This window comes from Micromonospora sp. MP36 (assembly GCF_008119785.1).
In the GTDB taxonomy this organism is placed as follows: domain Bacteria; phylum Actinomycetota; class Actinomycetes; order Mycobacteriales; family Micromonosporaceae; genus Micromonospora.
On the sequence record NZ_VSFA01000020.1, the window covers coordinates 1 to 17,184 of the forward strand.

Genomic DNA, 17,184 nt, shown 5'->3' on the forward strand with positions numbered 1-17,184 from the left:
TGCGCGGATCGCTCGACTTACGAAACACGCCTTAGGCCCGGACGGCCGGCCGGTGGGGGCGGCCGGGTCAGCCCTTCTCCAGGTATTCGGCGCGTTCCTCGTCGACCAGGGCCGCGACCGAGGCGGCCAGGGCGGGGTGCCGGGCCAGCTCCGGGTCCTCCTCGACCAGGGCGATCGCCTCGGCCCGGGCGTCCCGGATCAGGTCGGTGTCCCGCAGCAGCGACAGCAGCCGCAGGTGGGAGCGACGGCCGGACTGGGTGGCACCGAGTACGTCGCCCTCGCGGCGCTGTTCCAGGTCGAGTTCGGCGAGCTTGAAGCCGTCCGTGGTGGAGGCGACCGCGTCCAGCCGCTCCCGGGCGGACGAGCCTTCCACCGCCTCGGTGACCAGCAGGCAGAGGCCGGGGGCCGCGCCACGGCCCACCCGGCCACGCAACTGGTGCAGCTGGGAGACGCCGAACCGGTCGGCGTCCAGCACGATCATCACGGTGGCGTTGGGCACGTTCACGCCCACCTCGACCACCGTGGTGGCCACCAGCACGTCCAGGTCGCCCGCGGCGAAGGAGCGCATCACCGCGTCCTTCTCGTCGGCCGGCAGCCGCCCGTGCAGCACCCCGATCCGCAGCCCGTGCAGCGGCCCTTCCTCCAGCAGCGGCGCCACCTCGGTCACCGCCAACGGGGGACGCCGCCCGTTGTCGTCCTCGCGCGGCGGCTCCTCCTCCGAGGCCGGCCCTTCACCGATCCGCGGGCAGACCACGTACGCCTGGTGTCCCTTGGCGACCTCCTCGCGCAGCCGGCGCCAGGCCCGGTCCAGGAAGGCCGGCTTCTCGGCGGCCGGCACCACGTGGGAGGCGATCGGCGAACGCCCCTGCGGCAGCTGGGACAGCGTGGAGGTCTCCAGGTCGCCGTAGACGGTCATGGCCACCGTGCGGGGGATCGGGGTGGCGGTCATCACCAGCACGTGCGGCGGCTGGTCGGCCTTGGCCCGCAGCGCGTCCCGCTGCTCCACGCCGAACCGGTGCTGCTCGTCGACCACCACCAGACCGAGGTCGTGGAAGTCGACCCCCTCGTAGAGCAGGGCGTGGGTGCCGAGCACGATCCCGGCCCGCCCCTCGGCCACCTCGGCGAGCGCCCGCCGCCGGGCCGCGGCGCCGAGCGAGCCGGTGACCAGCTCCACCCGGGTGGCGTCGTCGGCGGCGCCCAGCTCGCCGGCCCGGGCGAGCGGGCCGAGCAGGTCGAGCATGCCCCGGTAGTGCTGGGCCGCGAGCACCTCGGTCGGGGCGAGCAGCGCGGCCTGCCCGCCCGCGTCGACCACCTGGAGCATGGCCCGCAGCGCGACCACCGTCTTGCCGGAGCCGACCTCGCCCTGGAGCAGCCGGTGCATCGGGTGCGCGGTGGCCAGGTCGGCGGCGATCTCCCGGCCGACGGACTGCTGGCCGGGGGTCAGCTCGTAGGGCAGCCGGGCGTCGAAGGCGTCCAGCAGGCCGCCCGGTTTCGCGGGGCGGGCCTGGGCTGGCCAGGCCGCCGCCCGGTGCTTGCGCTGCACCAGGGTGAGCTGCACGGCGAACGCCTCGTCCCACTTGAGCCGGCGCCGGGCCCGGTAGAGCTCCTCCTTGCTGGACGGCCGGTGGATCTCGCGCAGCGCGGTGCCGATGCCGACCAGGTTGCGGCTGGCCCGCACCGTGGCGGGCAGCGGGTCCTCCGGCGGGGTGAACGTGTCCAGCACCACCCGGACGCAGCGGGCGATCACCCAGGTCGGTACCGCCGCCGCGGCCGGGTAGACCGGGATCAGCGCCCCGGCGAACTCCTCGACCTCCTCGGTGGCCGCCGCCTCGCCGTCGCCGCCCGCCCCGAGCAGCACGTACTCCGGGCCGTTGAGCTGCCGCTTGCCCCGGAACTCGGTGACCTTGCCGGCGAAGAGCCCCCACCGGCCCGGGCGCAGGTCCCGCTCCCGCCACGCCTGGTTGCCGAAGAAGGTGAGGGTGAGCACCCCGCCGGAGCCGTCCCCGACGGTCACCTCCAGCAGGTTGCCCCGGCGCTGGCGCATCGGCCGGACCGCGGTGCGCTGCACCTGGGCCAGCACGGTCACCTGCTCCCCCACGTCCAGCGAGCGGATGTCGGTGTGCTCGCCGCGCTCGTCGTAGCGGCGCGGGAAGTGGTAGATCAGGTCGCCGGCGGTGTGCAGGTCGAGGTGGCTGGCCAGGGCCTTGGCGGTCTTCTCCCCGACCAGCTTCTTCAGCGGCGTGTCCACCGTGGCCGGCTCGCTCGTCATTCGACCCCCACCAGGAGCGGATAGTGCGGCTGCCCGCCCTCGTACGCCTGCACCTCCACGAACGGCCAGGACCGCTCGACGTGCTCGCGTACCCGGTCGGCCAGTCCGTCCGGGGCGTCCGCCCCGCACAGCAGGGTGACCAGTTCGCCGCCGCCGCCGAGCATCCGGTCGACCACGGCGGTGCAGGTGTCGAGCAGCTCGGCGCCGATCAGGTGCACCTCCCCCTCGACCAGCGCCAGCACGTCGCCCGGCCGGCACGGCCCGGCCACCGTGAGCGCCTCCTTGCCGGCGTGGCAGACCTCGGCGTACCGGCAGGCGCCGGCGGCCTCGGCCATGGCGATGACGTCGTCCTCGAAGCGGCGGGACGGGTCGCGGACGGCGAGGGCGGCGAGCGCCTGCACCGGGGAGCGGGTGGGCACCACGCTCACCTTCACCCCGAGCCGGTGCGCCTCCCGCGCGGCCGTGCTGGCCACCGACTGGGTGTTGGGGTCGTTCGGCAGCACCACCACCCGGGCGGCGCCGGTGGCGCGGATCGTGTCGAGCAGCTCGCCGGTGGACGGGTTGGCCGGCACCACGGTGGCGCCCTCGGCCCGGAACAGCTCGGCGATGCCGGCGCCGGTGGCCACCACCACGGCGGCCCGGCCGTCGGCCAGCGGGGTCGGCGGGGACGCGGCCTGGTCGGCGAAGCGGGTCACCGTGATCCGGTGCGGGCGGCCGGCGACCACGCCCGCCTCGATCGCCGCACCGACGTCGTTGACGTGCACGTGCACGTTCCATGTCCCGATGGCTGGGCCGGCGTCACCGACGATGACGAGGGAGTCGCCGAGCGCGCCCAGTTCGGCGCGCAGCCGGACGACCGCCTCGTCGGTGGCGTCGAGCAGATACTGCACCTCGTAGGCGTACGCCGAGGAGCCGGTCTCGCGGACCGCGGTGGCGGGCGGGCGGACCGCGGGCGACGTGGGCGCCGGCGGCCGGGGGCTCTCCCCGGTGACCACCTCGACCAGCGCGTCCAGCAGCACGCAGAGGCCCCGGCCACCGGCGTCGACCACGCCGGCGCGGGCCAGCGCCGGCAACTGCTCGGGGGTACGCGCGAGCGCGCCGGCCGCCCCGGCCGCCGCGGCTCGGGTCACCGCGCGCAGGTCGTCGCTGTCCGCCTGCTCGGCGGCGCGTGCCGCGGCGGCGACCACGCTGAGCAGGGTGCCCTCGACCGGCTGGGCGACCGCGGCGTACGCGGCGGTGGTGGCCAAGCCCAGCGCGGCGGCGAACTGCCGGCCGCGGACCGCCGGGGCGGGGGCGAGCGCCTCGGCGAATCCCCGCAGGATCTGCGAGAGGATCACCCCGGAGTTGCCCCGCGCTCCCAGCAGCGCGCCCCGGGCCATCAGCCGCAGCGCGTGCCCGTGCGGGGTGTGCCCGTCCTCGGGGAGGGTCTCCAGGTCCATGGCGAGGGCCTGCTGCGCGGAGGTGAGGGTGAGCACCAGGTTGGTGCCGGTGTCCCCGTCCGGGACCGGGTAGACGTTGAGGTCGTCGATCTCGCCCTGGTGCCGTTGGAGGGCGGCCAGCCCGCTCGCGCACCAGCGGCGTACCGCGGCGGCGTCGAGGGTGTCCAGCACGTCGGGAAGCCTACTGGCGCGCACCGACACGCGCCGAGGTCGGCCGGTTCCGGCCGGCGTGTCCGACCGTCAGGGGCGGCGGTCGGGGACCGGGCCGGGCCGGTACGCTGGGCGGGACAACACCGACAGCTCCACCTCTGCGCGTCTGACGCCGCGCCGCGACCTGGAGCCGTCGACCACCCAGGCCGGGCCGGTTGGGCGTACCGGCGAGCCATCGGGTAACCTGGCCAGGTTGCCCGGGCAGCGCCTGGCGGCGACCTCATGAACGTTTCAAACCCAGGAGTATCCCGTGGCTAGCGTGTGCGACGTCTGTGGCAAGGGGCCGGGCTTCGGCCACAACGTGTCCCACTCGCACCGGCGGACCAACCGCCGCTGGAACCCGAACATCCAGTCGGTGCGTACCCCGGCCGGTGGCGGCACCACCAAGAAGATGCAGGTCTGCACCTCGTGCATCAAGGCCGGCAAGGTCACCCGCGCCTGACGCGGTAGCGCCACCCAGAACTCGTCGGAAGCCGGCGGACCGGAAGGGTCCGCCGGCTTCTGTCGTGTCCGAAATCAGGAGCTGAGGGCTGGCCGACCGGCTGGCGACCCGGCCCTCGGGGCCCGGTTAGGGTCGTGCTGCGCCGGCTGTCCGGTCCGGCGGCGGTGGGGCGTGGGGAGGAACGACCGGTGCACCTGGACCTGGGGCGCGACGAGATGGTGGTGGTCGGCGCGTCGCTCGGCTCGCTGCAGTGGTTCAACCAGGAGCTGCCGCCCGGCACTGTGGTCCTCGTCGAGGAGCCCGACGTGATCCGCCGCCGCGGCCTCGAACGCATCGCGGCCGAGCTGCCCCTCGTCTCCCGGCTGGTGCCGGCCGCGTACCAGACCGGTCTCGACGTCGACGCGCTGCTCGCCCGGGAACCCGGCCTGGCCACCGCCCGGCTCGTCATGCCCGGCCTGGAGTACGGGGTCGCCGCCACCGCCCGGCTGGCCGAGCGGCTCGGCCTGCCCGGGCCCGGGGTGCCGGCGGCCGACGTGTTCACCGACAAGCACCGGATGCGGCTGCTCGCCGGCACCGCTGGCTTGGCCAACCCGGCGTACGAGCTGGTCGACGACCCGGCGCGGGCGACCGAGTTCGCCCGCCGCCACGGCGGCCGCTGCGTGCTCAAGCCCACCCGCCGCTCCGGCAGCCTCGGGGTGCAGCTCATCGCCGACCCGGCGGAGATCGCCGCCGCCTGGGCGACCAGCGCGACGCCGCAGGAGCCGGTCGACGCCACCGCGGACCTGCCCACCGAGGTGCTGGTCGAGGAGCTGCTGGCCGGCTCGGAGCACAGCGTGGAACTGCTGGTCGCCGACGGCGAGCCGATCTTCGCCAACGTCACGGACAAGCGGATCGTCGGCGGCCGGTTCCCGGTGGAGAGCGGCCACACCGTGCCGTCCGCGCTCCCCGAGGCGGAGCACCAGACGCTGCGCGACGCCGCCGTCCGGCTCGCCCGGGCCGCCGACTTCCGCAGCGGCATGCTGCACAGCGAGTGGATCCTGGTCGACGGCGCGCCGACGCTGGTGGAGTGCGCGGCGCGGATGCCCGGCGACATGATCACCGCCCTGGTCTCGATCGCCTACGAGTGCGGCTTCATCGAGGCGTACCTGCGGGTGCTGCGTGGCGAACGGCCCGCGCTGCCGGCCCGGCCGTCCGGCGCGGCTGCGGTGGAGTTCCTGGTCGCCCCGCCCGGGCGGGTCACCGCCGTGGACGGGGTCAAGGCGGCGCTGCGGTTGCCCGGCGTGCTCGACGTGCAGGTCGACGTCGCCGTCGGGGACACCGTGCCGGAGCTGCTCTCCTCGGCCCAGCGCAGCGGTCACCTGCTGGCCTGGGGCACCGACCCGACCGGCGCGGAGAGCGCGGCCCGCAAGGCCGCCGACCAGGTCCACATCACCGTCGCCTGACCCGCCCCCGCACCCGGCGAGGCCGCGCCGGACAAGGCCGCCAGGTCGGCGATTCGGCGGTAACCGCGGCGGCCAACCCCGCCACATCGCCGATCTGCCGCCCGCACTCGGACTGCGCCCGGCAGCGCCCCGTCAGAGGACGCGGCCGAAGGAGAGGCAGCCCGGGGCGTCCTTGTAGAAGCCGAAGTTCGGGATCCGCTCGTAGCCGGCCGACGTGTACATGGCGATCGCCTCGGGCTGCCTGTCGCCGCACTCCAGGACCATCCGCTTGCGGCCCTGCTCCCGCGCCGACCGCTCGACCGCCGCGAGCACCGACCGGGCGACGCCCCGGCCCCGGGCGGCCGGCGCGGTGTACATCCGCTTCAGCTCGGCCGTCTCGCCGTCGTCGCCGTGGCTGCGCCAGCCGCCACAGCCCACCGGCTGCCCGTCGAGGTAGGCGACCAGGAAGGTGCCCGCCGGGGGCTCGAACTCGGCGGCGTCGACCGGGGTGTCGTCGCCGCTGCCGCCGTACCGCTGGCCCAGGTCGGCCAGGGCCGCCCGGATCAGCGCCTGCGACTCGGGCGCGTCGAAGCGCCGCGCCCGGATCTCGATCTCACTCACGGATGCAGAGTACGACCGCAGCTGGCCCCGACCCGGGGCCGGCCGGCGACGTTGGTCGCAGATCACTCCCGGCGGAAGTGGTCCCAGCCCGTCGGCCCCTCGTACGCGGCGCCGTCCACGGTCACCCCGGCACCCTCGGCCACCCGCCCGATCGGCCGCCAGCCCGCCGGCAGCGTCGCCGCCGCCGGGAAGGTCGCCGCCAGGGCGTGGTCCTCGCCGCCGGCCAGGATCCAGGAGTACGGGTCGACGCCGAGCGCCTGGGCCGCGTCGCGCATCTGCCGGGGCACCTCGAACGCGTCCCGGGTCAGGTCGATCGCCACGCCGCTGGCCTTCGCCACGTGCCCGAGGTCGGCGAGCAGCCCGTCCGAGACGTCGATCATGGCGGTGGCGCCGTGCCGGGCGGCCTCCGGGCCGGCCGCGTACGGCACCTCGGGGCGGCGGTACGCCTCGACCAGCAGCCGGGGTGTCCGGAAGCCCCGGGAAAGGACGGTGTAGCCGGCCGCCGCCCAGCCGGTGCGCCCGGCGAGCGCCACCACGTCTCCCGGGCGGGCACCGGAGCGGACCACCGGCGGCCGGCCGCCCAGGTCGCCCAGGGCGGTCACGGCGATGGTGATGATGGGGCTGGACGACATGTCGCCGCCGACCACGCCCGCCCCGACCAGGGCCGCCTCGGCGCCCAGCCCGTCGGCCAACTCCTCCGCCCAGCTCGTGTCCAGCTCGGCCGGGATGCAGAGGGCGACCAGCAGTGCGGTCGGGGTGGCGCCCATGGCCGTGATGTCGGCCAGGTTGGCGGCCGCCGCCCGGTGCCCGACGTCCCGCGCCCCGGACCAGTCCCGACGGAAGTGCCGCCCCTCGACCAGCACGTCGGTGGAGGCCACCACCCGCCGGTCCGGCGCCGCGACCACCGCCGCGTCGTCACCGGGCCCGAGCAGGCAGCTCTCCCCGTACGTCAACCGGGCGGTCACCCGGTCGATCAGCCCGAACTCCCCGACACCCGCGACTGTCATGCCGTCCCCTCGTCGCGCTCACTCGTCACCCGCTCCGCCCACGCCGTGGCCTCGCTCACCGCGTCCGACCGGCCACCGATAGGGATCACGGCTGCTCCGTACGGTAGTTTCACCCTTCGGACCGCCCCAGGCGGCGACAGACGGAGGTCGAGTCGTGGTACAGGCGTACATCCTCATCCAGACCGAGGTCGGCCGGGCGCGTGACGTGGCCGGTCAGATCGCGGACCTTACCGGCGTGGTGCGCGTCGACGCCGTCACCGGGCCGTACGACGTGGTCGTTCTCACCGAGGCGAACACCGTCGACGAGCTCGGCAAACTCATCGTTAGCAAGGTGCAGATGGTGCCCGGCATCACCCGCACCCTCACGTGTTCGGTGGTGCGCCTGTAAGTGAACGAGATCACTACCTCTCCCGCTCCGGACGAGGCCCGAGCCGCCGATGAGGCCCCGCGCCGGGACCGGAGCACCCGTAGCGCCGCGCTGTGGGCGACCCTGGTCGCGCTGCCCGTGACCCTGGCCGTGGCCGGCTTCACCTTCGCCAAGCTGGCCCCGGACGAGCCGGCCGCCGCACCGCAGCCATCGGCGACCGCCGTGCGGCCGCAGTCGACCGCCCCGGTCGAGATGCCCGCCCCGGCCTTGGCCGAGCGGCCGGCGACGCTGTGCCGGGCCCTGCTGTCGCAGCTCCCGCCGAGCGTGCGCGACCTGAAGCAGCGGCCGGTCACCGCCGGCGCCGAGCAGAACGCCGCGTACGGCGACCCCGCGTTGACCGTGGCCTGCGGCGGTACCCCGCCGGTGGTCCAGCCCACCGACGAGGTGTGGACGGTCAACAAGGTCTGCTGGTACGCGGTGCAGGAGGCCGACGCCACCGTGCTGACCACCGTCGACCGGGAGACCCCCGTCCGGGTCCGGCTGCCGAAGCAGTACGAGCAGCCGCTCCAGTGGGTCGCCCCGATCGCCGACGCGGTCGTCGCGGCCGTCCCCTCGGCCAAGACCGCCCCCTCCGGCTGCACCGCCTGACCCGGCACCCGTCATCGGGCGCTGATACACGGAAAGAGTGGCCTTCCGCGCCGGAACGGCCACTCTTTCCGTGCACCAGGGCGAATTCTGCCCGCCCGGCGCGACCGTCTCAGCGGCCGGCGCGACGAAGGGCGGTGCGGATGAGGCGGTTGACCAGCTTCGGATACTCCAGGCCGCTGGCCGCCCACATGCGCGGGAACATCGAGGTCGGGGTGAAGCCCGGCATGGTGTTGATCTCGTTGAGATAGACGTCCAGCTCCGGGGTGACGAAGAAGTCGACCCGGGCCAGCCCCGAGCAGTCCAGCGCGGTGAACGCGCGGGCGGCGTACTCCTGAACCCGGCGGGCGACCGGCTCGGGCAGATTCGCCGGGACGTCGTACTCGCAGACCTCGTCGGCGTAGATGTACTTGGCCTCGAAGTCGTACCAGTCGCGGCCGCCGATCATTCGCACCTCGGCCAGCACCGACGCCTCCGGGGCGCCGCCGGCCTCCCCCTCCAGCACCCCGCACTCAATCTCGCGGCCGACGACCGCGCCCTCGACCAGCACCTTGGTGTCGATCTCGCGGGCGGTGGCGACCGCCGCGTCGAGCTGGGACCAGTCGTCGACCTTGGTGATGCCGAAGGACGAACCGGCCCGGGACGGCTTGACGAAGACCGGCAGTCCGAGGCGCTCCTTGTCCTCCTCGGTCATCGTCATCCCGTTGCGCAGCACCACGTACGGGCCGACCGGGATGCCCTCGGCGGCACAGAGCTTCTTGGTGAACTCCTTGTCCATGGCGGCCGCGGAGGCGAACACGTTCGCCCCGACGTAGGGGATGTCGGCCATCTCCAGCATCCCCTGGATGGTGCCGTCCTCGCCGTACGCGCCGTGCAGCACCGGGAAGACCACGTCCACGTCGGCCAGCGCCCGGGGACCCTGCGTCGGGTCGAGCACCATGAGGCCGCCCGCCGCCGGGTCGGCGCGCAGCACCAGCTCCGCGCCCGAGCCGGCGGTGATCTCCGGCAGCTTGCGGTCCTGGATGGCCAGCTGACCCGGGTCGCCGCTGGCCAGCACCCACTGGCCCTGCCGGGTGATGCCGACCGGGACCACCTCGAACTCGTCCGGGTCCAGCGCGGCCAGCACGCTGCCGGCGCTGACGCAGGAGATGCCGTGCTCGGGGCTGCGGCCGCCGAAGACGATCGCCACGCGGGTCTTGCCTGGGGTGGTCACTCCGGTCACCTCTTCGCTCGCGACTGCGGCTGGCCGTGCTCGCCGGGGGCGCTCACCCGGTTGACCTTACTGTGCGTGGCGAGCGCCGGCAGCCGATACCCGGAGACACGGCACCTCGCCGCGCAACCGGTCAACGAACCGTACACGGGGAGTAATCGGACCTCGCGCGGGGCCGCACGGCCGTCCGCCGGCGGGCGGCGCCGCGGCCCGAGGGGTGGGCGGATCGGGCCGCCGGCCGGCTACGCTGCTCGTCCTGTGAGCTCGGATGCCCTCATCGACAGCCTGCTGGCCGCCCTCGACGCCCGCCCCGACGACCTGCCGCTGCGGCTGCACCTGGCCGGGCTGCTGCTCGACGGCGGCCGAGGCGCCGAGGCCATCGCGCACGTGGGGCAGGCACTCGCCCGGGATCCGGGCAACGCGCAGGCCCAGGCCCTGATGCAGCGGGCCCTTGGCGCGCCCGTACCCCCGGGGCAGCGCGCCGCGTCCGCCGCCCCGCCAGAGGACGACCGCAAGGTATCGCCGGCGTCCGCCGAGCCGGCGGGGGACGACCCGCTGGCCGCGTACGAGCAGGAGCTGGCCGACGTCGTGCCGCCGCGCTTCGCCCGGGCCGGCGACGAGCCGGAGCCCGTCCGCGGCGAGGCCGACCGGGTGTACGACGTGGAGTCCTCCTCGATCCGGCTGGCCGACGTGGGCGGCATGTCGGCCGTGAAGGAGCGGCTGGAGCTGGCCTTCCTCGGCCCGCTGCGCAATCCGGAGCTGCGCCGGATGTACGGCAAGAGCCTGCGCGGTGGCCTGATGCTCTACGGGCCGCCCGGCTGCGGCAAGACCTTCCTGGCCCGGGCGGTGGCCGGCGAGATGGGCGCGAAGTTCCTGTCGCTGTCCATCGTGGACGTGCTCGACATGTGGGTCGGCAACTCGGAGCGGAACCTGCACGAGCTGTTCCAGGCGGCCCGCCGCAACGCTCCGTGCGTGCTCTTCCTCGACGAGATCGACGCCTTGGGCCACAAGCGGTCGCAGGTCTCGTCGAGCTCGATGCGGACGCTGGGCAACCAACTCCTGGCCGAACTGGACGGCATGGAGGGCGACAACGAGGGCGTCTTCGTGCTGGCCGCCACGAACACCCCGTGGGACGTCGATCCCGCGCTGCGCCGGCCGGGCCGGCTGGACCGGGTGGTGCTGGTGCTGCCGCCGGACGCCGAGGCCCGCGCCTCGATCCTGGAGTACCACCTGCGCGAGAGGCCGATCGCCAACATCGATCTGCGCCGGGTGGTCGCGGCGACCGAGGACTTCTCCGGCGCCGACCTGGCCCACCTCTGCGAGAGCGCCGCCGAGTTCGCGATGGCCGACTCGGTACGCACCGGGCAGGTCCGGATGATCGAGCAGCGGGACCTGGAGCGGGCGCTCAAGGAGGTGCGACCGTCCACCCGGCCGTGGCTGTCCACCGCCCGCAACGTCGCCATGTTCGCCAACGAGGGCGGCGTCTACGACGACCTGGTCGCGTACCTGAAGCGGCGCAAGCTGCTGTGAGGACGGGGCGGGTTCAGCCCGCTTGCGGCATGGCCCGGGCGTGGCGCCCCACCGCGATGACCTTGACCCGTTGCCGCCCCGCCCGGACCATGCCCAGCGCCATGAAGGCGCCGGCGATCCGGTCCGCCGCCTCCCGGCTGCTCGCGCCGACCACCTGCCGGCGCCGCTCCGGGCTCGTCCGCTCGTTGCGTCCCAGCCCTTCCAGGGGGCGGACGTCGGTGAGGACGACGAGGAATCGGGTCATCCCCGGCCACCCCCGCCCGAGGGGCGACAGCCCGTCACCGTCATGCGATCCCCTCCCGTGCCCTCGGCGGTAAGGGCACGCGGCGATCGGGTCATGGGGGAGTGAAAACCCGACCGCCGCGCGCCCCATCCCCTCCGGTCGCTCACCACCACCGTCGCCACGACAACCGGTGGTGAGGACGCGACCACAGATTGACAGGTGTGCACCCGTGAATGCAACTCTCATCGGGTTTCTCTCATGTCCATCCTCCCGTTAGATGTGCGACCATCGATGCATGGCGCCGAAGACCGCCCGGGCCCGACGGCTCGGCATCGCCCTGCGTACCCACCGCGAGGCCGCCGGCCTGACCCTCGAGGCCGCGGCCGACGAGATCAACAGCACCCGGAGCACCCTGTCCCGGTACGAGAACGCCCAGACGCTGGTCAGCCCGGCCACCGTGCGCGCGCTGCTCACCCTCTACGGGGTCGGCCCCGACGAGATCGCCGCGGCGGTGCGGCTCGCCAAGGACGCCCGCAAGCCCGGCTGGTGGGTCTCCTACTCGTACCTGCTGGACCGGCGGACCATCGACTTCATCGCCTTGGAGGCGGAGGCGACCGGCATCGCCAACTTCGAACCCTCGGTGGTGCCCGGCCTGCTCCAGACCGCCGACTACATCCGCGGCGTGATGCGCGGCGGCCCGCACACACTCAGCGACGAGCAGGTGGAGCAACGCGTCCACCTACGCCTCGACCGGCAGCAGCGGCTCACGAGTGACGATCCGCCGATCCTCGACGCCATCATCGACGAGGGCGCGCTGCTGCGCCCGGTCGGCGACCGGTCCGTGATGGAGGGCCAGCTACGACACCTGCTGAAGATGGCCGAGCTGTCCAACATCACCGTGCAGGTGATCCCTCTCGCCGCGGGCTACCACCGGGGCACCCGGGGCTCGCTGCACATCCTGGAGTTCGCCGACCCCGAGGACCCGATCATCGCCTCGGTCGAGACGGTCGCCGGGCAGATGGTCCTGGACCGGCCGGGCGACCTGCGTACCTGCACCAAGATCATGGAGCACCTGCGGACCGTGGCGCTCAGCCCGGCAGCCAGCCGGGACCAGCTCCTCCGCCTGCTGAACGAGAGGTAAAACGATGAAGGGCACGAACAGCCCCCACCCGGCGGCGACCGGCTGGCGCAAGAGCAGCCACAGCGGCGACGAGGGCGCGTGCGTCGAGATGGCGTCGCTGCCCGAGGCGGTCGCGGTCCGCGACTCCAAGGACCCGGCCGGCCCGGTGCTGGTCTTCTCCCCCACCGCCTGGACCGCGTTCACCGACGCGCCGCCACGCGGCTGATCCCGACCCCACCGGCGCGGCCGGTCGATCGCGGGTCAGCACCACCACGCGGCTGGCCCCGCCCCACAAGCGCGGCCGGTCGGTCGCGGGTCAGCCGGCGACCAGCGCGGCCCGCTCGGTGCCGCCCTCCCGGCGCGGCCCGGCGGCGGAGCGGCTCGCCCCTGCCCCTGCCCCTGCCCCTGCCCCTGCCCCTGCCCACGCTACGAACTTGATGTCGTGAATGGATCGGTGCCTGGGGTCATGGACCGGTGCCGGGCCACCATCGCGGCTGAATCGTTGACGACATCAAGTTCGTAGCGTCCGTCGGGTGACACCCGGTCCGGCCCGGCGGCAACCCATACACGAGCCCGGCTCTACCGCCCGCGGGTGGCCGAAGGGCGCGCGCCCGCAAGGCTGCCGGGCGGAAAAGGACTGGCGGCCACTCCGGCAACCACCGGCCGGCCACTCCCGCAGCGCCCCTGGCCGGTCACCGCAGCCACCGGGGCCGAGGGGGTTCCGGCCACCGAACCGATCGGTCGGCAGCGGCGGTGCGCGGCTCAGCCGGGCCGGCGGGCGGTGAGGGCCGTCGCCTCCAGGTCCTCGTCGTGCACCACGGTCGGCACCAGGCCCGCGTCGGCCAGCACCCCGCAGAGCGCCTCGGCCTGGCCGGCGCTGGACTCCACGGCCAGGTGCCCACCCGGGGCGAGCCACTCGGCCGCGCCGACCGCGACCCGGCGCAGCACGGCCAACCCGTCCGCGCCGCCGTCCAGCGCCACCGGCGCCTCGTACAGCCTCGCCTCCGGCGGCAGCAGCGCCACCGCGTCGCTCGGCACGTACGGGGCGTTGGCCACCACCAGATCCAGCCGGCCCCGCCACTCGGGCGGGACGGGCCCGAACAGGTCGCCCTGGTAGACGGGCACCCCGAGCGGGGCGAGGTTGCGCCGGGCACAGGCCACGGCGACCGGATCGATGTCGGCGGCGGCCAGCCAGCGCGGGCCGAGCCGGCGGTGCAGCACCAGCGCGGCGGCGCCCGAGCCGCAGCAGAGGTCCAGCACAGCGGGCGCCGGGCCGGCCACCGCCGCCGCGCTGGCGACCAGCAGGGCGGTCCGCCCCCGGGGCACGAAGACCCCGGGGTCGACGGCGACCCGCACGCCACAGAACTCGGCCCAGCCGAGCAGTTGCTCCAACGGCAGGCCAGCGACCCGGCGGTCGACCAGGTCGGTCAGCGCCTCGGCCGAGTCGGCCGCGGCCATCAGCAGGTCCGCCTCGTCCTCGGCGAAGACGCAACCGGCGGCGCGCAGCCGGGCGACGAGGGCAGGACGATCGGGAGAGAACAGGGATGGTGCCATGGGATGCCTTTCGGGAACGCTCGTCGGCGCTCCCGGCGTCGCCTAGTCCCGAGGCGGCGCGGACTCGGAGGGAGCGCCGGTCCTTCGCTGGTGGATCGGTGTCACCTCCTCCGGTCGGGGCCCGCGCGGGCCGTGGCTGCCCGTCACCTTAGCGGAGCCGGCGCGGTCAGGCCGCGCCGGTGTCCAGGGCGGCGGCCACGTCGGCCACCAGATCGGCCGGATCCTCGATCCCGCAGGACAGCCGGACGAAGCCGGGTGCGGTGTCGTCGCCCCACTGGGCCCGCCGGTCGGCCGTGGTGTGCAGCCCGCCGAACGAGGTGGCGGCGGCGACCAACCGGGACGCGTCCAGGAACCGGGCCACCCGGACGGCGTCGCCAAGGTCGAACGAGAGCACGCCGGGCATCCGTCGCATCTGGACCGAGGCGACCGGGTAGGCCGGGTCCGCTGGCAGCCCGGGCCAGCGCAGGCCGGTGACGTCGGTGCGGCCGGCGAGCAGCCGGGCGAGCGCCTCGGCGTTGGCGGTCTGCCGGGCCAGCCGCAGGTCCACGGTCGCCAGCGAGCGGTGGGCCAGCCAGCAGTCGAACGCCCCGGGCACCCCGCCGGTGGTGGTCCGCCACGCGGTGATCGGGTCGAGCAGCTCGGCGGAGCGGGTCGCCACGTATCCGAGCAGCAGGTCGGAGTGGCCGGTGAGCGCCTTGGTGCCGGAGGCGACCACCACGTCGGCCCCGAGGTCCAGCGGGCGCTGCCCGAGCGGGGTGGCGGTGGTGTTGTCCACCGCGACCAGCGCCCCGGCGGCGTGCGCGGCGGCGGCCAGCGCCGGCACGTCGACCACGTCCAGGCCGGGGTTCGCCGGGGTCTCCAGCAGCACCAGGCGGACACCCTCGAACGAGGGGTACGGCCCGGCGGTCGGCACGAAGCGGACGTGCACCCCGATGCCCTCCAGGGTGGCGGTGGCGAACGCGCGGACCGGGAAGTAGCCGTCGGCGGGGAGGAGCACGGTGTCCCCGGGGCGCAGCAGCGCCAGCAGCAGCCCGGTGATGGCCGCCTGGCCGCTGGCGAAGACCCGGCAGTCCCCGCCCTCCAACTCCCCGACGGCCGCCTCCAGCAGCCGCCGGGTGGGGTTGTCCGGCCGGCCGTACCCGTTGGGTGCCGCCGACGGCCCCTGCCACGGGTCGAGATGGTAGGGCGCGGCGAAGACCGGTCCGGGCAGGAACGGCTGCCCGGGCGCCGGCGCCGGCAGCCCGGCGTGCACGCTGCGGGTGCCGTCACCCCAGTCGGTCATGCCGCCGCCTCGCTCCGCTCGGCGGCCGCACGAGGCTCGACCGCACAGTGCCCGATGATTCGCTCGCTCATCGCCATCTCACTCGTACGACTCGGGCTTCGCGGTCCGGCTCATCAGCGCGTCCACGGCGAGCCGCGGGTCCATCCCCTCGTGGCAGATCCGCTCGATCTGCTCGGTGATCGGCATCTCCACGCCGTGCGCGCGGGCCAGGTCCCGGATGGCCAGGCAGCTCTTCACCCCCTCGGCGGTCTGCCGGGTGGCCGCCTGGGCCTGCTCGAGGGTCTCCCCCCGGCCCAGGTGCTCGCCGAAGGTGCGGTTGCGGGCCAGCGGCGAGGAGCAGGACGCCACCAGGTCACCCATGCCGGCCAAGCCGGCGAAGGTTATCGGGTCGGCGCCGAGCGCCACGCCCAGCCGGGCGGTCTCGGCCAGTCCGCGGGTCATCAGCATGGCCCGGGTGTTGTCGCCGAAGCCCATCGCCGTGGCGATCCCGTACGCCAGGGCGATGACGTTCTTCACCGCCCCGCCCAGCTCGCAGCCGATCACGTCGTCGTTGGTGTACGGGCGGAAGTACGGCGTCCGGATCGACGACTGGACCAGGGCGGCCCGGCGGCTGTCGGTGCCGGCGACCACGGTGGCGGCGGGCTGTTCGGCGGCGATCTCCGGGGCCAGGTTGGGCCCGGAGACGACCACCACCCGGTCGGCGGGCACGCCCGCGGTCTCCATGATCACCTGGCTCATCCGCTTGGTGGTGCCCAGCTCGATGCCCTTCATCAGGGAGACGAGCGTGGCGTCGGGTGCCAGATGGGGGGTCCAGTCGGCCAGGTTGGCGCGCAGCGTCTGCGACGGCACGGAGAGCACCACCACCTCCGCTCCGGCGATCGCCTCCTCGGCGTCCCCGGTCGCGGTGACCCGGTCGGGCAGCCGGACGTCCGGCAGGTAGTCCGGATTGCGGCGCTCGGTGCGGATCGCGTCGGCCACCGACCGCCGCCGCGCCAGGATCGTCACGTCCCGGCCGGCGTCGGCGAGGATCTTGGCGAACGCCGTCCCCCACGACCCCGCCCCCAGCACGGCAACATGACCGGTCATTCACTCACCTCGCGGGTACGCGTACGGGCGGGACGCTCCCAGAGCGGTGGTGGGGTGCCGCCGCGGATCTCGGCGACCAGGTCACGGATCCGCAGCATGATCGTGTCGGTCATCTCCTCCAGGACCGCCCGGGACGGGGTGGCGCCCGCCCAGCGACTCAGGTCGACCGGCGGCCCGGCGACCACGGTCACCGGGGTCCGCGGACGCAGCCGCAAGCGGGCCGTCCGGGGGTCGAACATCTGCTCCGGCCCCCACATGGCGATGGGGATCACCGGCGCGCCGGTGGCCAGCGCCAGCCGGGCCGCCCCGGTCTTGCCCTTCATCGGCCACAGGTCCGGTTCGCGGGTGGTGGTCCCCTCCGGATAGATCACCACGGCGCCACCGTCGCGCACGGCGGCGACCAGCGTGTCCAGCGACCTGGCCGCCTCGACCGTGCCGCGCTCCACCGGGATCTGCCGGCACCGGTGCAGGATCCAGCCGATCACCGGCACCCGGAACACGCTGGCCTTGCCCAGGAACTGCGGCCAGCGCCCGGAGTCGTAGATGAAGTGCGCGGAGACCAGCGGGTCGGCGTGCGAGATGTGGTTGGGCACGATGATGAAGCCGCCGTCACGGCGCAGGTGCTCCATGCCCCGCCAGGTGCGCTGCGTCCACACGTTCAGCACCGGCTTGACCAGCACCACGGCCAATCGTGGCCAGAATCCCACCTTTCGCCGCGCCACCCTGTCTCCTCCTCGTGCCCCGACCCACGCACCCAC

17 protein-coding genes are annotated in these 17,184 nt (G+C 74.6%); 7 read left to right on the top strand and 10 right to left on the bottom strand.

Annotation, left to right across the window (positions count from 1 at the left end):
- Positions 1 to 67: 67 nt before the first annotated feature.
- A complete protein-coding gene (gene recG / locus FXF52_RS16690; protein ID WP_148797830.1) occupies positions 68 to 2,269 on the bottom strand; it encodes an ATP-dependent DNA helicase RecG in 2,202 nt (733 codons plus the stop codon).
- Entirely contained in the window at positions 2,266 to 3,879 is a 1,614-nt protein-coding gene (locus FXF52_RS16695) for a DAK2 domain-containing protein (protein WP_148797831.1), read from the bottom strand. The genes recG and FXF52_RS16695 overlap by 4 nt, the downstream gene beginning before the upstream one ends.
- Positions 3,880 to 4,168: 289 nt before the next feature.
- On the opposite strand from FXF52_RS16695, the gene rpmB reads away from it, so the two are divergent.
- Together rpmB and FXF52_RS16705 are read left to right on the top strand one after the other, a co-directional pair.
- A complete protein-coding gene (gene rpmB / locus FXF52_RS16700; RefSeq protein ID WP_073832489.1) occupies positions 4,169 to 4,360 on the top strand; it encodes a 50S ribosomal protein L28 in 192 nt (63 codons plus the stop codon).
- Between the two features lie 188 nt (positions 4,361 to 4,548).
- Positions 4,549 to 5,802 (top strand): ATP-grasp domain-containing protein, encoded by a 1,254-nt coding sequence (locus FXF52_RS16705; RefSeq protein WP_148797832.1) that lies wholly within the window; start codon positions 4,549 to 4,551, stop codon positions 5,800 to 5,802.
- 132 nt (positions 5,803 to 5,934) lie between these two features.
- Here FXF52_RS16705 and FXF52_RS16710 read toward each other — a convergent pair whose 3' ends face one another.
- Positions 5,935 to 6,402: a GNAT family N-acetyltransferase gene (locus FXF52_RS16710; RefSeq protein ID WP_148797833.1), complete on the bottom strand. Its 468-nt coding sequence runs from the start codon at positions 6,400 to 6,402 to the stop codon at positions 5,935 to 5,937.
- A gap of 62 nt (positions 6,403 to 6,464) precedes the next feature.
- Complete coding sequence (locus FXF52_RS16715; RefSeq protein ID WP_148797834.1) at positions 6,465 to 7,409, bottom strand: thiamine-phosphate kinase; 945 nt, start codon at positions 7,407 to 7,409, stop codon at positions 6,465 to 6,467.
- A 154-nt stretch (positions 7,410 to 7,563) separates the two neighbouring features.
- Between FXF52_RS16715 and FXF52_RS16720 the strand changes: the two genes are divergently transcribed.
- A complete protein-coding gene (locus FXF52_RS16720) occupies positions 7,564 to 7,797 on the top strand; it encodes an Lrp/AsnC ligand binding domain-containing protein (RefSeq protein WP_148797835.1) in 234 nt (77 codons plus the stop codon).
- The gene (locus FXF52_RS16725; protein WP_148797836.1) at positions 7,798 to 8,424 is read left to right on the top strand and encodes a DUF3515 family protein; all 627 of its coding nucleotides are present in this window, start codon (positions 7,798 to 7,800) and stop codon (positions 8,422 to 8,424) included.
- 109 nt (positions 8,425 to 8,533) lie between these two features.
- On the opposite strand, the gene FXF52_RS16730 is transcribed toward FXF52_RS16725, so the two are convergent.
- The gene (locus tag FXF52_RS16730) at positions 8,534 to 9,634 is read right to left on the bottom strand and encodes a D-alanine--D-alanine ligase family protein (protein ID WP_148797837.1); all 1,101 of its coding nucleotides are present in this window, start codon (positions 9,632 to 9,634) and stop codon (positions 8,534 to 8,536) included.
- 255 nt (positions 9,635 to 9,889) lie between these two features.
- Between FXF52_RS16730 and FXF52_RS16735 the strand changes: the two genes are divergently transcribed.
- Positions 9,890 to 11,161, top strand: coding sequence for a 26S protease regulatory subunit (locus FXF52_RS16735; RefSeq protein WP_148797838.1), 1,272 nt, complete (start codon positions 9,890 to 9,892; stop codon positions 11,159 to 11,161).
- A 13-nt stretch (positions 11,162 to 11,174) separates the two neighbouring features.
- On the opposite strand, the gene FXF52_RS16740 is transcribed toward FXF52_RS16735, so the two are convergent.
- Positions 11,175 to 11,405 carry a hypothetical protein gene (locus FXF52_RS16740; RefSeq protein WP_148797839.1) on the bottom strand — a complete coding sequence of 77 codons (231 nt, stop codon included), beginning with the start codon at positions 11,403 to 11,405 and terminating at the stop codon, positions 11,175 to 11,177.
- A 274-nt stretch (positions 11,406 to 11,679) separates the two neighbouring features.
- On the opposite strand from FXF52_RS16740, the gene FXF52_RS16745 reads away from it, so the two are divergent.
- Positions 11,680 to 12,525: a helix-turn-helix transcriptional regulator gene (locus tag FXF52_RS16745; protein WP_148797840.1), complete on the top strand. Its 846-nt coding sequence runs from the start codon at positions 11,680 to 11,682 to the stop codon at positions 12,523 to 12,525.
- Positions 12,526 to 12,529: 4 nt separating this feature from the next.
- Complete coding sequence (locus FXF52_RS16750) at positions 12,530 to 12,730, top strand: DUF397 domain-containing protein (RefSeq protein WP_148797841.1); 201 nt, start codon at positions 12,530 to 12,532, stop codon at positions 12,728 to 12,730.
- A gap of 536 nt (positions 12,731 to 13,266) precedes the next feature.
- Here FXF52_RS16750 and FXF52_RS16755 read toward each other — a convergent pair.
- The 4 genes from FXF52_RS16755 to FXF52_RS16770 all read right to left on the bottom strand — a co-directional run bounded on the left by FXF52_RS16755 (position 13,267) and on the right by FXF52_RS16770 (position 17,148).
- Positions 13,267 to 14,058 carry a putative protein N(5)-glutamine methyltransferase gene (locus tag FXF52_RS16755; RefSeq protein ID WP_148797842.1) on the bottom strand — a complete coding sequence of 264 codons (792 nt, stop codon included), beginning with the start codon at positions 14,056 to 14,058 and terminating at the stop codon, positions 13,267 to 13,269.
- 166 nt (positions 14,059 to 14,224) lie between these two features.
- Positions 14,225 to 15,340 (bottom strand): cystathionine gamma-lyase, encoded by a 1,116-nt coding sequence (locus FXF52_RS16760; protein ID WP_148797843.1) that lies wholly within the window; start codon positions 15,338 to 15,340, stop codon positions 14,225 to 14,227.
- 78 nt (positions 15,341 to 15,418) lie between these two features.
- Entirely contained in the window at positions 15,419 to 16,426 is a 1,008-nt protein-coding gene (locus FXF52_RS16765; protein WP_148797844.1) for an NAD(P)H-dependent glycerol-3-phosphate dehydrogenase, read from the bottom strand.
- Complete coding sequence (locus tag FXF52_RS16770) at positions 16,423 to 17,148, bottom strand: 1-acyl-sn-glycerol-3-phosphate acyltransferase (protein WP_148797845.1); 726 nt, start codon at positions 17,146 to 17,148, stop codon at positions 16,423 to 16,425. Before FXF52_RS16770 ends, FXF52_RS16765 begins: the two co-directional genes overlap by 4 nt.
- Positions 17,149 to 17,184: the final 36 nt, after the last annotated feature.